Origin of the sequence: Nonomuraea thailandensis (assembly GCF_024172165.1) — a bacterium.
Lineage (GTDB): Bacteria > Actinomycetota > Actinomycetes > Streptosporangiales > Streptosporangiaceae > Nonomuraea > Nonomuraea thailandensis.
Window position 1 is genome coordinate 11,693,741 of record NZ_JAMZEB010000002.1, and the last position, 16,349, is coordinate 11,710,089.

At 71.4% G+C, this 16,349-nt stretch carries 16 protein-coding genes; 9 read left to right on the forward strand and 7 right to left on the reverse strand.

The genetic code is table 11. The annotated features are described in order from the left end of the window. Positions 1–653 precede the first annotated feature (653 nt). Entirely contained in the window at positions 654–2,036 is a 1,383-nt protein-coding gene (gene aroA, locus HD597_RS58490) for a 3-phosphoshikimate 1-carboxyvinyltransferase (RefSeq protein ID WP_253757472.1), read from the reverse strand. A 313-nt stretch (positions 2,037–2,349) separates the two neighbouring features. Between aroA and HD597_RS58495 the strand changes: the two genes are divergently transcribed. Next, on the forward strand, positions 2,350–3,096 hold the full coding sequence (locus HD597_RS58495; RefSeq protein WP_253757474.1) for an SOS response-associated peptidase: 747 nt from the start codon (positions 2,350–2,352) through the stop codon (positions 3,094–3,096). A 157-nt stretch (positions 3,097–3,253) separates the two neighbouring features. After that, positions 3,254–3,586 (forward strand): TraR/DksA family transcriptional regulator, encoded by a 333-nt coding sequence (locus HD597_RS58500; protein ID WP_253757476.1) that lies wholly within the window; start codon positions 3,254–3,256, stop codon positions 3,584–3,586. 163 nt (positions 3,587–3,749) lie between these two features. On the opposite strand, the gene HD597_RS58505 is transcribed toward HD597_RS58500, so the two are convergent. Next, positions 3,750–4,493: a class I SAM-dependent methyltransferase gene (locus HD597_RS58505; RefSeq protein WP_253757478.1), complete on the reverse strand. Its 744-nt coding sequence runs from the start codon at positions 4,491–4,493 to the stop codon at positions 3,750–3,752. Between the two features lie 233 nt (positions 4,494–4,726). Here HD597_RS58505 and HD597_RS58510 point away from each other — a divergent pair, with 233 nt between their 5' ends. The 6 genes from HD597_RS58510 to HD597_RS58535 all read left to right on the forward strand — a co-directional run bounded on the left by HD597_RS58510 (position 4,727) and on the right by HD597_RS58535 (position 9,711). After that, positions 4,727–5,332, forward strand: coding sequence for a sigma-70 family RNA polymerase sigma factor (locus HD597_RS58510; RefSeq protein WP_043624264.1), 606 nt, complete (start codon positions 4,727–4,729; stop codon positions 5,330–5,332). Further along, positions 5,329–5,595: a mycothiol system anti-sigma-R factor gene (gene rsrA, locus HD597_RS58515; protein WP_253757480.1), complete on the forward strand. Its 267-nt coding sequence runs from the start codon at positions 5,329–5,331 to the stop codon at positions 5,593–5,595. The genes HD597_RS58510 and rsrA overlap by 4 nt, the downstream gene beginning before the upstream one ends. A 77-nt stretch (positions 5,596–5,672) precedes the next feature. Then, complete coding sequence (locus HD597_RS58520) at positions 5,673–6,614, forward strand: NAD-dependent epimerase/dehydratase family protein (RefSeq protein ID WP_253757482.1); 942 nt, start codon at positions 5,673–5,675, stop codon at positions 6,612–6,614. Between the two features lie 221 nt (positions 6,615–6,835). Continuing rightward, a complete protein-coding gene (locus HD597_RS58525) occupies positions 6,836–8,191 on the forward strand; it encodes an HD-GYP domain-containing protein (protein WP_253757484.1) in 1,356 nt (451 codons plus the stop codon). Further along, positions 8,188–9,483 carry an HD-GYP domain-containing protein gene (locus HD597_RS58530; protein ID WP_253757486.1) on the forward strand — a complete coding sequence of 432 codons (1,296 nt, stop codon included), beginning with the start codon at positions 8,188–8,190 and terminating at the stop codon, positions 9,481–9,483. Before HD597_RS58525 ends, HD597_RS58530 begins: the two co-directional genes overlap by 4 nt. Positions 9,484–9,498: 15 nt before the next feature. Further along, a complete protein-coding gene (locus tag HD597_RS58535; protein WP_253757488.1) occupies positions 9,499–9,711 on the forward strand; it encodes a biotin/lipoyl-binding carrier protein in 213 nt (70 codons plus the stop codon). Here the strand turns inward: HD597_RS58535 and HD597_RS58540 are convergent. Beyond that, entirely contained in the window at positions 9,701–10,081 is a 381-nt protein-coding gene (locus HD597_RS58540; RefSeq protein WP_253757489.1) for a thioesterase family protein, read from the reverse strand. The genes HD597_RS58535 and HD597_RS58540 overlap by 11 nt on opposite strands. A 243-nt stretch (positions 10,082–10,324) precedes the next feature. On the opposite strand from HD597_RS58540, the gene HD597_RS58545 reads away from it, so the two are divergent. Further along, positions 10,325–12,052: a serine/threonine-protein kinase gene (locus HD597_RS58545; RefSeq protein ID WP_253757491.1), complete on the forward strand. Its 1,728-nt coding sequence runs from the start codon at positions 10,325–10,327 to the stop codon at positions 12,050–12,052. 8 nt (positions 12,053–12,060) lie between these two features. On the opposite strand, the gene HD597_RS58550 is transcribed toward HD597_RS58545, so the two are convergent. Genes HD597_RS58550 through HD597_RS58565 form a run of 4 tightly spaced genes read right to left on the reverse strand, consistent with a single transcriptional unit; the run spans position 12,061 to position 16,328 of the window. Continuing rightward, complete coding sequence (locus HD597_RS58550) at positions 12,061–13,707, reverse strand: acetolactate synthase (protein WP_253757493.1); 1,647 nt, start codon at positions 13,705–13,707, stop codon at positions 12,061–12,063. A 40-nt stretch (positions 13,708–13,747) separates the two neighbouring features. Beyond that, positions 13,748–14,524: a DUF4097 family beta strand repeat-containing protein gene (locus HD597_RS58555; protein ID WP_253757495.1), complete on the reverse strand. Its 777-nt coding sequence runs from the start codon at positions 14,522–14,524 to the stop codon at positions 13,748–13,750. After that, positions 14,521–15,168, reverse strand: a complete 648-nt coding sequence (locus HD597_RS58560; protein ID WP_253757497.1) for a response regulator — start codon at positions 15,166–15,168, stop codon at positions 14,521–14,523. The genes HD597_RS58555 and HD597_RS58560 overlap by 4 nt, the downstream gene beginning before the upstream one ends. Continuing rightward, complete coding sequence (locus tag HD597_RS58565) at positions 15,168–16,328, reverse strand: sensor histidine kinase (RefSeq protein WP_253757499.1); 1,161 nt, start codon at positions 16,326–16,328, stop codon at positions 15,168–15,170. The genes HD597_RS58560 and HD597_RS58565 overlap by 1 nt, the downstream gene beginning before the upstream one ends. Positions 16,329–16,349 lie beyond the last annotated feature (21 nt).

Sequence of the window (16,349 nt, forward strand, 5' to 3'; positions counted from 1 at the left end):
GGCCGTCGCGCCGGCGTGGCTCACCCGTGCCGCCGGCGCGAACCCGGCCCGCCCCACCGCTGCCGGCAAGGCGGCTGTCGGTGGCGTCGGCAAGACGGTGCTCACCGGTGCTGGTCAAGCGGAGGTCGCCGAGGGCGGCCACGCGCTGGCCCGCATGGCTGGTGCTGATGCCTATGGTGCCGGTTGTGCTCTGTGCGGTGGTGCTCTGTGCGGTGGTGCTCTGTGCGGTGGTGCTCGTGCTGGTTCGTGGTGTGGTGTGCGTGCTGGTGGTGCTCCACTGCGGGGCGCCTGTCCCCGTGAAGCTCCCCGGTGGGAGGTGCGTCCCCGTGGTGCTCCGACGTGCGGGGCCCGTGCGGGTGGGGCGCCGGCCGGTGTGGCCGTGCCCTGCCGAGCGCCGGGGTGCGTGGCCGAGGCTCGTGAAGGGACGGCACGCGCGGGCGGTGCTGAACGTGTGCGTGTACGTGTAACCGGTATCGATGCTGCGGACGCCACCCCGGCCTGGGAGAGTGGCGGTGTCTTGCGGGTGGATCACTTCTTCTTCGCCATGCGGGCAGCGCGCGGTCACGTGCCGCCCTTCTCCGACGTGCCCGACGTGCCCCGGGCGAAACCAGCCGCAAGGAGACGACGGTGTCGGCCCGTCATGATCGTGGAGGTCATCGGGCTTCCAGCATCGCCGTCCACATCTGGACGAACTCCGGCAGGGTCTTGGCGGTCGTCGCGATGTTCTCCACCTCGACCTCCGGCACCGCCAGGCCGATCACGGCGCCCGCCGTGGCCATGCGGTGGTCGTCGTAGCTGTGGAAGGTGCCGCCGTGCAGCGGGCGGGGGCGGATGATCAGGCCGTCCTCGGTCTCCTCGGCGTCGCCGCCGAGGCGGTTGATCTCGGTGGCGAGGGCGGCGAGGCGGTCGGTCTCGTGGCCGCGCAGGTGGGACACGCCCCGGATGCGGCTCGGGGTCGAGGCCAGCGCCGCCAGGGCGGCGATCGTCGGTGTCAGCTCTCCCACATCGTGGAGGTCGGTGTCGATGCCGGTGATCCGGCCCGTGCCCGTGACCACCAGGTCGGCGGTGGCCGGCCCCGTGGAGTGGTCGGAACTCGCGGCGGAGCCGGTGACCGAGGCATCAGTCGAGTCGGAGCCAGTCGATGCGTGCGTGGCCGTCGGGTCGCGGTCGGCCGGGGCGCGGGTGACCGTGGCGCCCATGGCGGTGAGCAGGTCGCGCAGGGCGTCGCCTGCTTGCGTGGTGCGCAGCGGCCAGGCGGGGATCGTGACCGTGCCGCCCGTCACCAGGGCCGCTGCCAGGAACGGCGCGGCGTTGGACAGGTCGGGCTCCACCGTCATGTCCCTGGCCGCGATCGGGCCGGGCTCAACCCGCCAGACGTCGCGCTCGCCGTCGTCGACCCGGACGCCCACCGCCCTGAGCATCTCCACCGTCATCTCGATGTGCGGCAGCGAGGGCACCGGCGGGCCCACGTGGCGGATCGTGATGCCCTTCTCGAAGCGGGGGGCCGCCAGCAGCAGGCCCGAGACGAACTGCGACGAGCCCGACGCGTCGAGCGTGACCTCGCCGCCCGCCAGCGGCCCGCTGATCGTGAACGGCAGCGCGTCGTTGTCGATCCTGACCCCGAGCGAGCGCAGGGCGTCGAGGATGGGGCCCATCGGGCGCTTGCGCGCGTGCGGGTCGCCGTCGAAGGAGACGGGGCCGTCGGCCAGGGCGGCCACCGGGGGCACGAACCGCATGACCGTGCCTGCCAGGCCGACGTCGATGTGGCCGCCGCCGCGGATCGGGCCGGGCGTCACCTGCCAGTCGACGCCCGCCGCGGTCTCCCGCACGGCCACCAGGGTGGTGCCGAGTGCCCGCAGTGCCGCCACCATCAGGTCGGCGTCGCGGCTGCGCAGCGCCTGGCGTACGACTCCCGGACCGTCGGCGAGCGCGGCGAGCAGGAGCGCGCGGTTGGTCACCGACTTGGAGCCGGGCAGCGGGACGGTGGCGGTGACCGGGGTGGTCGCCGTCGGCGCGGGCCAGTGCGGAGCGGGCATGGTCAAAGAGTACTGGCCGTGGCGGGGCGGGGGTCACAGCCTGTGGACAACGACTGCCGCACTGTCGCGGCCTGTGGATGGACGCGCGATGAACAGCGCCGCCGCGCCGTGTGTCTTTCGGTGATGGCCGGGCCGGAAAGCACCGTGTTGCGGGGTCCGTGGTGGCGGTGCTGAGGCCGAGCCGTGCCGCGTGTGCCGGTGGCGGTGGTGGTGGGGGTCGTGCCGCGTGTGCCGGTGGTGGGAGTGCCGGCCGACAGGGCGGTGAGTACGACGCAGGCATGCGGCCGAAAGCCGGACATGGCAGTGTGGGGTCATGTGCGGTAGATACGCCTCGGCGCGCAAGAAGCACGAGTTGCTCGAGGAGTTCCAGATCGAGCAGGACGGCGAGCCCGACAAGGAGCTCAACGCCGACTACAACGTCGCGCCCACCAAGAACGTCTACGCCGTGCTGAGCCGCGTGCCCCACGAGGCCGAGCGGGCGGTGCGGCAGCTCAGGATCGTGAAGTGGGGCCTGGTGCCGCCGTGGGCCAAGGACCCGTCGATCGGTTCGCGGCTGATCAACGCCAGGGCCGAGACGCTGGCCGAGAAGCCGTCGTTCCGGCGGGCGTTCGCCAAGCGCAGGTGCCTGCTGCCGGCCGACGGCTACTTCGAGTGGATGCCCGTGGAGGGTGAAAAGAAGAAGAAGCAGCCGTACTTCATCCATCCCGCCGACGGCGGGGTGCTGGCCATGGCGGGCCTGTACGAGTTCTGGAAGGACCCGTCGCGTGACGACGACGACCCGCTCAAGTGGCTGGTGACCTGCACCGTCATCACCACGAACGCCGAGGACAAGCTCGGCCGCATCCACGACAGGATGCCCATGATGATCGAGCGGGAGCGCTGGGCGGAGTGGCTCGACCCCAAGCTCACCGACACCGAGCAGGCCGGGGCGCTGCTGGTGCCGGCGCAGCCGGGGCGGCTGACCGCGTACGCGGTGTCGACGGACGTGAACAACGTCCGGAACAATGGCCAGGACCTCATCAAACCTCTCCCTGAGGAGGAGGAAACCGCGCTTTTCTAAAGGTGTAAGGAGCGCGGTTAGTGGGCATCCGGTGAGGAAAGCGATGCATCCGGTTTACTCGGTGTCACCGCCAGAAAGTGCCCCCTAATTGCACCGGGCGGGACATCCGGGGAGTCCTAGCCGCGGGTTGCCCTCATTCACCCGGAGGTGCGGATTCGTGGACGTCACGACCGCTCGTGAGCGGCTGGAAGAAATGCTCGCGGAACTGGATCGTTCGATCGGGGTCCTCCAGGGCGACCCCGTCGCGGTGCGTGAGCACTCCGCGGCGGACGCCGGCTCGGACCTGACCGACGCCGACCGCGCCCAGGCCATGATCACCGCGGCCACGGCACAACGCCAGGCGATCATGGAAGCGCTCAAGCGCATCGACGAAGGCGTGTACGGGAGGTGCGTCGACTGCGGCAGCCCGGTCCCGGAGGGCCGGTTGGAGGCCCGCCCGGAGGCCGCGCGCTGCGTGCAGTGCCAGGGCAAGCGGGAACGCCGCCGCTGAGTGCGTGATCTCGCGGCCGGACACGAGGATCACCGCCGCCGAGCGCGTGAACTCGCCGCCGGACACGAAGAACACCGCCGCTGAGGACGTACGCCGGCCGCCGGACACGAAGAACGGCGGCGCGGCGACTCGGACGGGTCACCAGGCCGGGAGCGATCCTCCCTCAGCCGGGACGGCGGGCGCTGGCCACCAGGTGGATGCCCACCGTGTCGTCGTCGTTGGGCTGGGCTTCGAGCTCGGTCCGCACCAGGTAGTTGAGCGCCCGCGCGTCGGAGCTCAGCACGTGGTCGACCGTGGACGGCGACAGCACGGTGCGCGGCCGCATCCACTCCACCTCCAGCCCGGCCCCGATGAGCAGCTCACGCAGCTGCCCGCTGCTGAAGCAGCGCGTGATGCTGCCGTCGGGCCAGGGCACGAGCATGACCTCGCCGGTCTGCCGCAGGTGCTGCCACTGCTCCTGCTCGGCCAGGATCGCCATGCCCAGCACCAGCGAGTCGACGCACACCAGCGCCCGGCCGCCGGGCCGCAGCACCCTGGCCACGTCGCTCATCGCCGACTCGGCCATCAGCTCGATCGACATCACCCGTTCCTCGGCGAGCACCGCGTCGACGCTCGCGTCGGGCAGGAAGGCCAGGTCGTCGGCGCGTACGTGGCGGACGCGGTCGGCGTCGCGCAGCCGGGACAGCCCGTCGGGGGTCCGCCGGAAGTCGAGCACCTCGATCACCCGGTGCCCCAGCCTGGCGGCCTGACCGGACCACTTGCCGCGGCCGCCGGAGAGATCGAGGATCACCGAGGGTTCGCCGGGGAGCCATCGGTTCAGTTGTTCGGCGGCGACGGCGCGGTAGAAGGTCCAGTACGGCCCGAGCGTCCCTGAGCCGTTCAGTTCCTCGGCCGGAATGGGCAGCACACGCGACTCCTGGGTTCCGGAAAAAGGGCTACCAGCCGGTACGTATGACGTTCCCCGCACCGGGTCCTTCGTACCTTCTATCTTGCGGGAACAGACAAGGGCGCGGGCGTGTTGCGACGAGCATGCTCACATTGGTAGAACCCCAGCCCGCTGACCGACTGGTCATGGGCCAGCGGGTATCCTCCCCTGAGTACGGTGTTCCGCCACAGCCGGCCACCGGTGATCTTAGGGGGGTGGGTCCGGTGCCCGCGACAGGCGCGGAGACGCTGGAGCAGCGAAGCGAGCGATTCGAGCGCGACGTCATGCCGTATCTCGAGCAGCTCTACTCCGCCGCGCTCCGGATGACCCGAAATCCCGCGGACGCGGAGGACCTGCTGCAGGAGACCTTCGCCAAGGCGTTCGCGTCGTTCCACCAGTTCCAGCAGGGCACGAATCTCAAGGCGTGGCTCTACCGGATCCTCACCAACACCTTCATCAACAGCTACCGCAAGAAGCAGCGGGAGCCGAAGCAGTCGGGCACGGAGGAGATCGAGGACTGGCAGCTCGCGCGCGCCGAGTCCCACACCTCGAGCGGGCTGAAGTCGGCCGAGGTGGAGGCGCTGGAGCATCTGCCCGACGGCGACATCAAGCAGGCGCTCGCGGCCCTGCCCGAGGAGTTCAGGATCGCCGTCTACCTGGCCGACGTCGAAGGCTTTCCCTATAAGGAGATCGCCGACATCATGGGCACTCCGATCGGCACCGTGATGTCGAGGCTGCACAGAGGACGCAGGCAGCTCCGGGGCCTCCTTGAGGACTATGCTCGCGAGCGTGGACTGGTCCCGGCGGAGGGATCGAAATGAGCTGTGGAAACCCGCACGACACCGACTGTCGCGAGGTCCTCGACAAGGTGTACTCCTACCTCGACGGTGAGCTGACCGAGGGGGACGTCGCGGAGATCCGCGTGCACCTCGACGAGTGCAGCCCGTGCCTGAAGGAGTACGACCTCGACAAGGCCATCAAGGCGCTGGTGCACAAGCACTGCGGCTGTGACCCGGTCCCGGCGGACCTGCGCTCGAAGGTGCTGGACCGCATCGCGCAGGTGAGGTCCGAGCTCGCCGACTAGAAGGCTCGGCAGAGCGAAGGGCCGGACGACCAGAGGGGCTGGCAGACCGGAAGGGCCGGACGACTAGGATCTCCTGCATGCGTGTTCTGGTCACCGGGGGTGCCGGCTTCATCGGTTCGAATCTCGTCGATCGCCTCCTGGCCGACGGGCACGAGGTGCACGTCGTCGACGACCTGTCGTCCGGCACGCGCGACAACCTGGTGGAGGCCGCCCGCAGCGACCGGTTCCGGCTGCACGAGATGGACATCCGGGACCCGGCGCTGATCGGGCTGATGGCCGAGCTGCAGCCGGAGGTCGTCTGTCACCTGGCCGCGCAGATCAGCGTGCGCAAGAGCGTGACCGACCCGGCGCACGACGCCAGGCTCAACGTCGAGGGCACGGCGGCCGTGCTGAACGCCGCCCACGAGGGGCGCACGCGCAAGGTGGTGTTCGCCTCGTCGGTGGCCGTCTACGGCCGCCCCGCCACGATCCCCGTGCCCGGCGACGCGGCCACGGACCCGCGCTCGCCGTACGCCGCCTCCAAGCTCAGCGGCGAGATCTACCTCGCCACGTTCCGCGCCCTGTACGGCATCGAGTACACGACGCTGGTGCTCTCCAACGTCTACGGCCCGCGCCAGTCGCCCGACGGCGAGGCGGGCGTGGTGGCCATCTTCACCGACGCCCTGCTCGGCGGCACGCCCACGGTCCTCTACGGCGACGGCACCCAGACCCGCGACTACGTCTACGTCGGCGACGTGGTCGACGGCTTCGTCAGGGCGTGCGGCTCCGACGGCAACGGTCGCCGCTTCAACCTCGGCACCGGCATCCAGACCACCGACCGGCGGCTGCACTCGCTGATCGCCGACGCCGCGGGCGCCCAGGACAAGCCCGGCTTCGCGCCGCCGCGCGTGGGCGACCTGCCGGCGATGGCGGTCGATCCGGTGCCCGCCCACGACGGGCTCGGCTGGCAGCCGCGCACCGACCTGTCGACCGGGGTGAAGAAGACCGTCGAGTGGGCCGCGGGACGTCGCACGAAGTAGTGGCTTGATTACGCTTTGCTTGCGATTTCCGACTCCGCCCATGCGGCCACGTCGGGTTCTGTAGCGTGAACTCCACAAGTCGACGTGGAGGCATGTGGATGTTCAAGGTTACGGTCGCCCGGCTGCTCACGGCCGTCGTGCTGGTCACCCCGGTGATCATGCTGATCGGCGGAGCGGCCACTCCTGGGGTGTCCTGGACCTGATCGCCGTGGGGGGCCGCAATGCGTGATCTGCCGTGGCCCGCAAGGGTCTATCTGGTCGCCGTGATCGGCGCGGCGGCCGTGCTCGTCGTACGCGGCGTGATCGTCTCGGGCGCGCCCGTGGCCACGGAGGACCTCGACATCCTCCTGGTCCTCGCCCTGCTGTTCCTGGTGTGCGAGTCGATGCCGACGCTGCTCAACGTGGAGCAGTTCGCCGTGTCGGTGAGCTTCTCCGCCTCGCTCGCCGCCGTGGTGCTGCTCGGCCCCGAGGGCGCGGCGCTGGTGGGCCTGACCGCCGTGCTCAGCGTGCGGCCGGGGCTGCCGCTGATCAAACGGCTGTTCAACGGCGCGCAGTTCGCCATCTGCGGCTTCGTCGCGGGGCGGGTGTACGAGGCGCTGGACGGCCGCGTGGGCGTGCCGGAGGTCAACGCCTTCGACGACCTCATCGGCCCGTACGCCGCCGCCACCGCCGTCTTCGTGCCGCTCAACATCGCGCTCACGCTCACCATGGTCGGGCTGGCCACCCAGGTGCGGGCCACCGAGGTGCCGATGCGCGGCATGGCCCAGTTCCTGCTGTCCTACCTGGGATACGGGACGTTCGGGCTGCTGGTGGCGGGCCTGTGGGCCACGGTGGCGTCGATCTCGGCGGTGCTGGTGCTGCTGCCGCTGTTCGTGGCGCGGTGGGCGTTCGGTCAGTACCACGCGCAGCAGCGCTCGTACGACGCCACGATCGCCGCGCTCTGCCAGGCCGTGGAGACGAAGGACTACTACACCAGGGGCCACTGCACGCGCGTCTCCCACGCCTCCTCCATGATCGCTCAGGAGATCGGCATGGGGCTGGAGCGCGTGCGCGCCATCCGCTACGCCGGCATGCTGCACGACGTCGGCAAGCTCGGCGTGCCCACCAAGGTCCTGCAGAAGGACGGGCCGCTGACCGAGGAGGAGTTCGCCGCGATCCAGCTCCATCCGATGCGCGGGCTGGAGATCGTCAGGGGCATCGGCTTCCTCGACGAGGCGTACGCCGGGATCATGCACCACCACGAGAAACACGACGGCACCGGCTACCCGATGGGGCTGGCCGGTGACGAGATCCCCGAGTTCGCCAAGGTGATCGCGGTGGCCGACGCGTTCGACTCGATGACCTCCGACCGCTCCTACCGCGGCGCCAGGCCCGTCCCCGAGGCCGTCGAGGAGCTGCGCAAGAGCGCGGGCACGCACTTCGACCCGGTGATGGTGGCGGCGTTCATCCGCGCGCTGGAGCACGAGCCGTGGCAGCCGCCGCGCCGCGTCGAGCAGCCGCCGCCCGACGCCGCGGAGGCGACGATCAAGGACCACGACGACCCGACGATGCCCATCCAGGTCGTGACCGGCTCATGATCACTACAGAGCGCGTCAGGCGCACCAGCGGACGGTCGCTGAACACGGTCCTGCGCCGCCTCGACTCCGGCCAGCTCCTGCTGATCTGCGCGGCGGGGCTGGTCGCGCTGGCCGGCGTGGCCCACACGGCGGCGGTCGGGCTGGAGCGGCCGGAGATCGCGGTCGGGTTCGGCGCGCTGATCGCGGTCGGCGAGCTGGCCAGGCTCACCATGCCGGGCAACAGGGAGGTCGCGCCGATCGGCGCCGCCGCCGCGCTGGGCTACACGTTGCTGCTCGACCTCAGCCAGGTCCCGCTGGAGCACTCGGCGCTGCAGGTCGTGGCCGTGATCGCCGTGGGCATGACGGCCGGCGCGCTCCCGCACCTGGCCGTGGGCCGCCCGCCCCGGCTCGACGCGATGGCCAGGCGGCTGCTCACCGGCGCGCTGCTGGCCTTCGCGTTCCGGCCGCTGGCGGCCCCGCTCTACGAGATGACCAAGCCGCCGACCCAGACGTGGTGGCCGGCACTGGTGGTCATGGTCACGCTCATCGCGATCACCCTGCTCATCGACGTGCTGATCGCCGCGCTGCTACGCGCCGAGCAGGTGCGCACGGCGTTCAGGGTGGCGGTGCGCGACGAGATCAACATGGCCTTTCCGCTGGGCGCCGCCGTGGCCTCGTCGGGCGTGCTGCTCGCCCTGGCCACGCACAGCATGGACCTGGTGGCGCTGCTGGTGTTCGCCGCGCCGCTGCTGGTCACGCAGGTGGCCTTCCGCAAGTACGCCGGGATCAGGGCGACCTACCTGCAGACCGTCCGCGCGCTGTCGCGGGTCACCGAGGTGGGCGGTTACGTCGAGCCGGGGCACTCGCGGCGGGTGAGCCGCCTGGCCGTGGCCATCGGCAGGGAGCTGGGCATGGCCGAGCCCGAGCTGCTGGAGCTGGAGTACGCCGCGCTGATGCACGACATCGGCCAGCTCTCGCTGCGCGACCCGATCCCCGGCGGCGCGACCGTGCTGACCGAGCCCGAGCAGGCCCGCCGCATCGCCGAGCTGGGCGCGGAGGTGATCAGGCAGACAGGGGTGCTCGACCGGGTGGCCGAGGTGGTCAGCAGGCAGTGCGAGCCGATCACCGACGACCCGCCGCTGTCGAGCCGCATCATCAAGGTCGCCAACGCCTACGACGACCTGGTCGGGCCCTCCACCGATCGTGACCGCGGCGGGGCGGCGCTGGAGCGGATCCGGCTGTCGTCGGGGAGCGCGTACGATCCTCATGCGGTCGAGGCCCTCGCCCGGGTGATCGACCGCGGGCGCGTGTGAACGAGGGGAGTCCCGGTGGCTGAGGTGCACGCCGAGATGGTGGCCAGCGTGTGGAAGGTGGTCGTCCAGGAGGGCGACACCGTCTCGGAGGGTGACACGCTGGTCATCCTGGAGTCCATGAAGATGGAGATCCCCGTGCTCAGCGAGGACACCGGCGTGGTGGCGCGGATCGAGGTGGCCGAGGGCGACGTGATCCAGGAAGGCGACCTGATCGCCGTCATCGAGTAGCGCGGGCGAGGAACGTGGCGCGGTCCACCACGATCCGCTCGATCGTGCCCTTGCCGACCACGGTGTGCTTGTCGTGCGCCTCGAACGCGAAGACCAGCCGCCGGCCGTCCACCTCGGTCAGCTCCACGCCGATCTGGACGTGCGTGCCGAGAGGGCTGGCGGCCAGGTGCTCGAGCTCGACCCGGGTGCCGACGGACGTCTCGCCGGGGGCGAGGTGCCGCTCGACGGCGCGTACGGTCGCCGCCTCCGCCAGCGCGAGCAACCGGGGCGTGGCCAGCACGGGAACGTCTCCGCTGCCGATCCGCTTCGCGGTGTCCTCCATCTCGACCATGATGAGCAGTTGGGCACGGAGACCTGGCGTGAGCGTCATGGGACGAGCCTCTCATGAGGCCGCTGACTTCCCGGAAACGCGGACAAGTCGGGGAGGAAGGCCCCAGGATAGGCTTTGTACGGCTTGAGGCATTTGAGTGGCATGTGGGTCAGGTGAGTCGTACACTCTCTGAGTTCCGTGACCACTGTGTTACCTCACCGCGACAAAACTTCGCTTTGTTGGAGATCCGCGGGGTGGGCGAGGTAAATGGGTTCCGGGACGTAGGGGGGTAGCGGGGGAATCATGGTGGCCCAAGGGACGACGCTGGCGGGGCGGTATCGGCTGGATACCCGCATCGGCGCCGGTGGCATGGGCGAGGTGTGGCGAGGCGAGGACGTCGTGCTCGCACGCACCGTCGCCGTCAAGGTGCTGCTCCCCGGCCGCATGGAAGACCCCGGATTCGTCGCTCGCTTCCAGGGGGAGGCGCGGGCGATGGCCACGATCAACCACTCCGGCGTGGTCGACGTCTACGACTACGGCGTCAGCGGCGACACCGTCTACCTGGTGATGAAGTTCGTCGACGGCGAGCCGCTCGATCGCCTGCTCGGCAGGCTGGGGCGCATCCCGCCGCAGCCGGCCATGGAGCTCATCGCGCAGGCCGCGTCGGCGTTGCAGGCCGTGCACGACCAGGGGATCGTCCATCGCGACGTCAAGCCGGGCAACCTGCTCGTGCAGCGCGACGGCACGCTCGTCCTCACGGACTTCGGCATCGCCCGCTCCGACATCGCCAGCCGGCTCACCGACGCCGGCATGGTGCTCGGCACCGCCGCCTACTGCGCTCCCGAGCAGGCCGAGGGCGCCCCCGTGACGCCCGCTGTGGACATCTACGCGCTCGGCGTGGTCGCGTACGAGTGCCTGGTAGGCCAGCGGCCGTTCGACGGCGACAGCGCGGTCACGATCGCGCTCAAGCACATCCGCGAGGCTCCGCCCCCGCTGCCCCAGGACATCCCCCAGCAGGTGCGCACGCTGGTGGAGATCGCCCTGTCGAAGGACCCGGCCAGGCGTTACCCGAGCGCGCGCGCGATGAGCGAGGCCGCCAGGGCGATCGCCAGCGGGCAGACGCCCGCCGTGCCCGAGCTGGCCACCGGCTCCACCATGGCCCAGCCCCCGCAGCAGCAGACGGGCCAGCAGTACCAGCAGCCCCCGGGCCAGCAGCAGCAGCAGTACCCGCAGACGGGCCAGCAGTACGCCCAGCCCGGCCAGCAGTACCAGCAGACCGGCCAGTTCCAGCAGACCGGCCAGTTCCAGCAGACCGGCCAGCACGACGCCAACCCGTACCAGACGGGCGCCCGGATGGCGCACGAGGACACGGCGATCTCCGACCGGCGGGGGAGCCGGCGCGCGGCCAAGGCGCCGCGCAGGACGGGCCTGATCGCGGGCATCGCCGCGGCGGTCGTGCTCGGCGCGGGCGCGACCGCGGTCGCGCTGACGGGCATGCCCCTCGGCGCCCCGGAGCAGACGGTCATCGAGACCCCCGTCGGCAACGACACGGAGACCACCAAGCCGCCGTCCAAGCCCGTGACCAAGACCTCGGAGCCCGACCCCGAGCCCGAGCCGACGAGGCAGACGTCCAGGCCTCCCACCCGGGTCGCGCAGCCCACGCCGACGCCGGACGAGACCGAGGAGCCGACGAAGACGCCGTCCAGCACGCCCTCGTCCACCCCCTCGGCGTCGAAGACGCCCACCCCGACCACGTCCGCCAACAAGGTGCTGATGCCGAACGTGATCGGCAAGCGCTACCTGGAGGCGGTGGACATGGTCGAGGCGGCCGGCCTGCTGTCCAACCCCGACGACCAGACCACCACGACCGACGGCATGCGCTGCGGCCGGGTCAAGGCGTCCACGCCGGGCGCGGGCAAGTCGGTCACCAAGGGCACCACGGTCACCCTGGTCGTCGTCGACAGCGTCTGCCCCGAGGACGCCTCGCCCACGCCCACCCCGACCCCCAGCCCCACGCCGAAGAAGTCGTAGGGGGCCGCTCACACCCCCGTCGTGTTGCGGGGGTAGGCGATCTGCGGGTCGGTGGCGATGTTGACCAGGTACGGCACGCCGGAGTCGAACGCCCTGCGCAGCGCGGGCCCGATCTCCGACGGCTTGGTCACCAGCTCGCCGCCCCCGCCGAGCGCGGTCACGACCTGGTCGTAGCGGCACTGCGGCTGCAGCTCCGCGGCCACGTCGTAGCCGTACAACATCTGCATGGGGTGCTTCTCCAGGCCCCACATGCCGTTGTTGCCGCAGATCATCACGACCGGGAGCCTGTGGCGGACGAGGGTGTCGACGTCCATCAGCGAGAAGCCGGCGGCGCCGTCGCCGAGCAGCAGCACCACCTGCGAGGACGGCCTGGCCAGGCGGGCGGCGATGGAGTAGCCCAGGCCGGTGCCCAGGCAGCCGTACGGGCCGGGGTCGAGCCAGTTGCCCGGCTGCTTCGGCTCGACGTACTTGCCGGCGTAGGAGACGAAGTCGCCGCCGTCGCCGATCACCACGGCGTCGTCGTCGAGAACCCGGTTCAGCTCGCCGTAGACGCGCATCGGGTGGATCGGGTCGGAGCCGGAGGCCAGCAGCTCGGCGTCGCCGGCGATGGCCGCGGCGGCCGCCTCGGACAGCCTCGTCACCCACGAGGCGTACGCGTCGGGCTTGACCCCCGCCTCGCCGCAGGCCGTGCCGAGGCTCCAGAACACCACCGACAGGTCGCCGGCGGCGGAGGCGGCCGGCTGCATGTGCGTGGCGAGCTGCGAGGGCGCGTCGGCGATGTGCACCACCCTGGCCAGCGGCGCGCCGTCCTTGCCGCCGAACCAGCCGTAGCCGAGCCGGAAGTCGAGCGGCGTGCCGACCACGATGACCAGGTCGGCCTGGGCGAAGGCGAGGCCGCGGGCCCGGGTGACGAGCAGCTCGTGGCCGGACGGCAGGATGCCGCGGCCCTGGCCGTTGGGGATGACCGGCAGCCGCCACGTCTCGGCGAAGTCGCGGGCGGCCTCCTCGGCGCGGTCCATCCACACGTCGGAGCCGTACACCAGCACGGGGCGCTCGGCCTCCGCCAGCAGCCGCGCGATGCCCGCCAGGTCGTCGGGGTCGGGCTCCAGCGGCGACGGCGACTGCGTGTGCACCTCGTGGGCCGGCGAGGGGGAGAACAGGTGGTCCATGTAGAAGTCGAGGAAGACTGGGCCGCGGTGCGGCGCGACCGCCGTGCGGAAGGCGACCTCGACGTCCTGGCCGACGGAATCGGCGCCGGACGCGGTGAACGACAGCTTGGTGATCGGCTCCAGCAGCGGCGGGTGGTCCATCTCCTGGAGGGCACCGCTGCCCCAGCGGGACTGGGGCGCCCGGCCGCCCAGGACGACCACGGGGGAGCCGTTGAAGTGGGCGGTCGCGACGCCGCTGACGCCGTTGGTGATGCCGGGGCCCGCGGTCAGCACGGCCAGGCCGGGTTTCCTGGTCAGCCTGGCGGTCGCCTCGGCGGCGAAGACCGCGCTCTGCTCGTGGCGTACGTCGAGGATGCGCATGCCCTCGTGCACGGCGCCGTCGTAGAGCGGGAAGACGTGCCCTCCCGACAGGGTGAACATGGTCTCGACACCGTAGGCCTTGGACACGGCGACGGCGGCGTCACCGGCGTGCTTCGCAGACTCCATGCCGGGAACTTACCAACCAGTCACACAGGTAAACAGACTTTCATCGGCAGCACACGCTCACGAGGCCATCGGGGGCCCTCACAGTGATCTTCCTTGACGCGTTGGGGGACATCTTGACGTCGAGCGTGGTGTTGGCGCCTTCGGCCGTGACGGCGTACAGGCTGGGCGGCACGTGCATGCGGACGTCGCCCGTCGTCCGCACCGTCGCCTTGACCTGGGACGGCGCGCTACGGAAGGTCAGCTCGACGTTGCCCGAGCCGACCTCCACGTCGGCCCGCTCGCTGCGCAGGCGGTCGCCGTCCACGCGGCCCGTGCCGGTGCGCACCCACAGGTCCCCGGCGAGCGCGTTGACGCGCACGTTGCCGGACACGGTCGTCAGCCGCAGGTCGCCGAAGAGCTCGGACACCACGAGCGCGCCCACGGACGTGGCGGCCTCGAGCGTGGTCTCCGGTGGCACGGCCACCACGTAGTCGGCCTCGCAGATCGGCCCCCGCGGCTGGTCGGAGCCGGGGCACACGGCGTCGAGCCGCAGCGTGGCGGAGTCGGCGTCCCAGTCCTCGGTGACGGTGGGCCGGTCGCGCGACCAGCTCAGCGAGCGCTGGATGAGCAGCTCGCCCGCCTTCCCCGACAGCACCCACAGGTTCACCTGGCCCTTGCCCGCCTTGATGCGCAGCTCCTGGCCGTCGAACGGGATGGAACGCATGGTGACGTCCGTCGGGGTCCTGGCCTTGGCGAAGCCGCGCCACAGCAGCGTCGTGGACACCAGCAGGGCGAACACGGTGGCCGCCGCTCCGGCCGCCAGCCACACCGCTCTCACGGCAGGCTCCGGATCTTGAGGAACTGCAGCACCGCGAGCACCCGCCGGTGGTCACCCTCGGCGGGCGGCAGGTCGAGCTTGGTGAAGATGTTGCCGATGTGCTTGCCCACGGCCCCCTCGCTGAGCACCAGAGCCTGCCCGATGCCGGCGTTGGAGCGGCCCTCGGCCATCAGCCTGAGCACCTCGTGCTCGCGCGGCGTGAGCCGCTCCAGCGGGTCGCTGTTGCCGCGCAGCAGGAGCTGGGCCACGACCTCCGGGTCGAGCGCGGTGCCGCCGGAGGCCACCCTGCGCAGCGCGTCGATGAACTCCGTCACGTCCGCCACCCGGTCCTTGAGCAGGTAGCCGACGCCGCCGGCCGAGGCGGAGGCGAGGAGCTGGGCGGCGTAGCGCTCCTCGACGTACTGCGAGAGCACCAGCACGGCCAGGCCCGGCTGCTGGCGGCGCAGCACGAGCGCGGCCCGCAGGCCCTCGTCGGTGTGCGTGGGCGGCATCCTGACGTCGGTGACGACCAGCTCCGGCTTGTGCTCCTCGGCCGCCCGCAGCAGCCCCTCCGCCTCGTCCACGGCCGCCACCACCTCCATGCCGGCGGCGGCCAGGAGCCGGATCAGGCCCTCCCTCAGCAGCACGGAATCCTCTGCGAGCACTACTCGCACGGCAGCTCCACCTCGATCGTCGTCGGTCCGCCCAGCGGGCTGGACAGCCGTAGAGTCCCGTCCACGGAGTCGATCCGCTGGGCCAGGCCGCGCAGCCCGGTCCCGCCGTCCATCCTGGCACCGCCGCACCCGTCGTCGTAGACGAGCACGTGCAGGCGATCGCGCTCACGCCGCACGCTCACCTCGGCCCGCTTGGCCGCGGCGTGCTTGGCGATGTTGGTCAGTGCTTCTGACACGGTGAAGAACGCCACCGCCTCGATGGTCGGAGTGGTACGCCGCTCGATGTCGACGCGCAGCTTGACGGGGAAGGGCGCGCGGGCCGCGACGCCGGACAGCGCCGCGTCCAGGCCCTGGTCGTTGAGCACGGCGGGGTGCAGGCCGCGGACGAAGTCGCGCAGCTCCTTGAGCGCCTGCTTGGCCTCCTCGTGCGCCTGCTCGATGGCCTCGCGGGCCGGCTCGGGCAGGTCGGTCAGCGTGGCCCTGGCCAGGCCCAGGTTCATGGCCAGGGAGACGAGCCGCTGCTGGGCGCCGTCGTGCAGGTCGCGCTCGATCCTGCGGCGCTCGGCGTCGGCCGCGTCGATCACGCCGGCCCGGCTCTCGGTCAGCGTCTCGATGCGCTGCCCCAGCTCCGTACGGCTGGGCCCGAGCAGCGTACGGGCCACCGACAGGTCCAGCGCCGCCATGCCGCGGGCCAGGAACGGCGCGAGCACCAGCAGCGCCAGCCCGATCAGCATGAACGCGAGCTGCACCCGGTTGTCCCTGAGGTCGAGCGCGAACTCCAGCGGGGGCTCCTGCAGCTTGGGCGGCAGGAACGCCAGCAGCCCCACCACCGCCCCGCCCCACGCGAACGCCACCAGGGCCGCGCCGGCCAGGCCCACCACCGGCGACAGCAGGTGGTAGCCGATCTGCCGCCACGTCAGCGGATCGCGCCAGCTCGCCGGGGCGGGCACGGGCGGGATGAGCACGCCCTGGAAGGCGCGCAGCCGCGAGCGCTGCACCCTGGTGAACCACGGCAGGGCCCGCTGCAGCAGCGGCGGCGCCACGGCCAGCAGCAGCGTCAGCCCGCCGAGCAGCACGGCGACCGGAAAACCGGTCATCACATGGGCCGTGTCCAGCCAGGCCCGCGCCGACCAGGGACGGGGGACTTTCATGCCTCAACGGTATTGACCTGG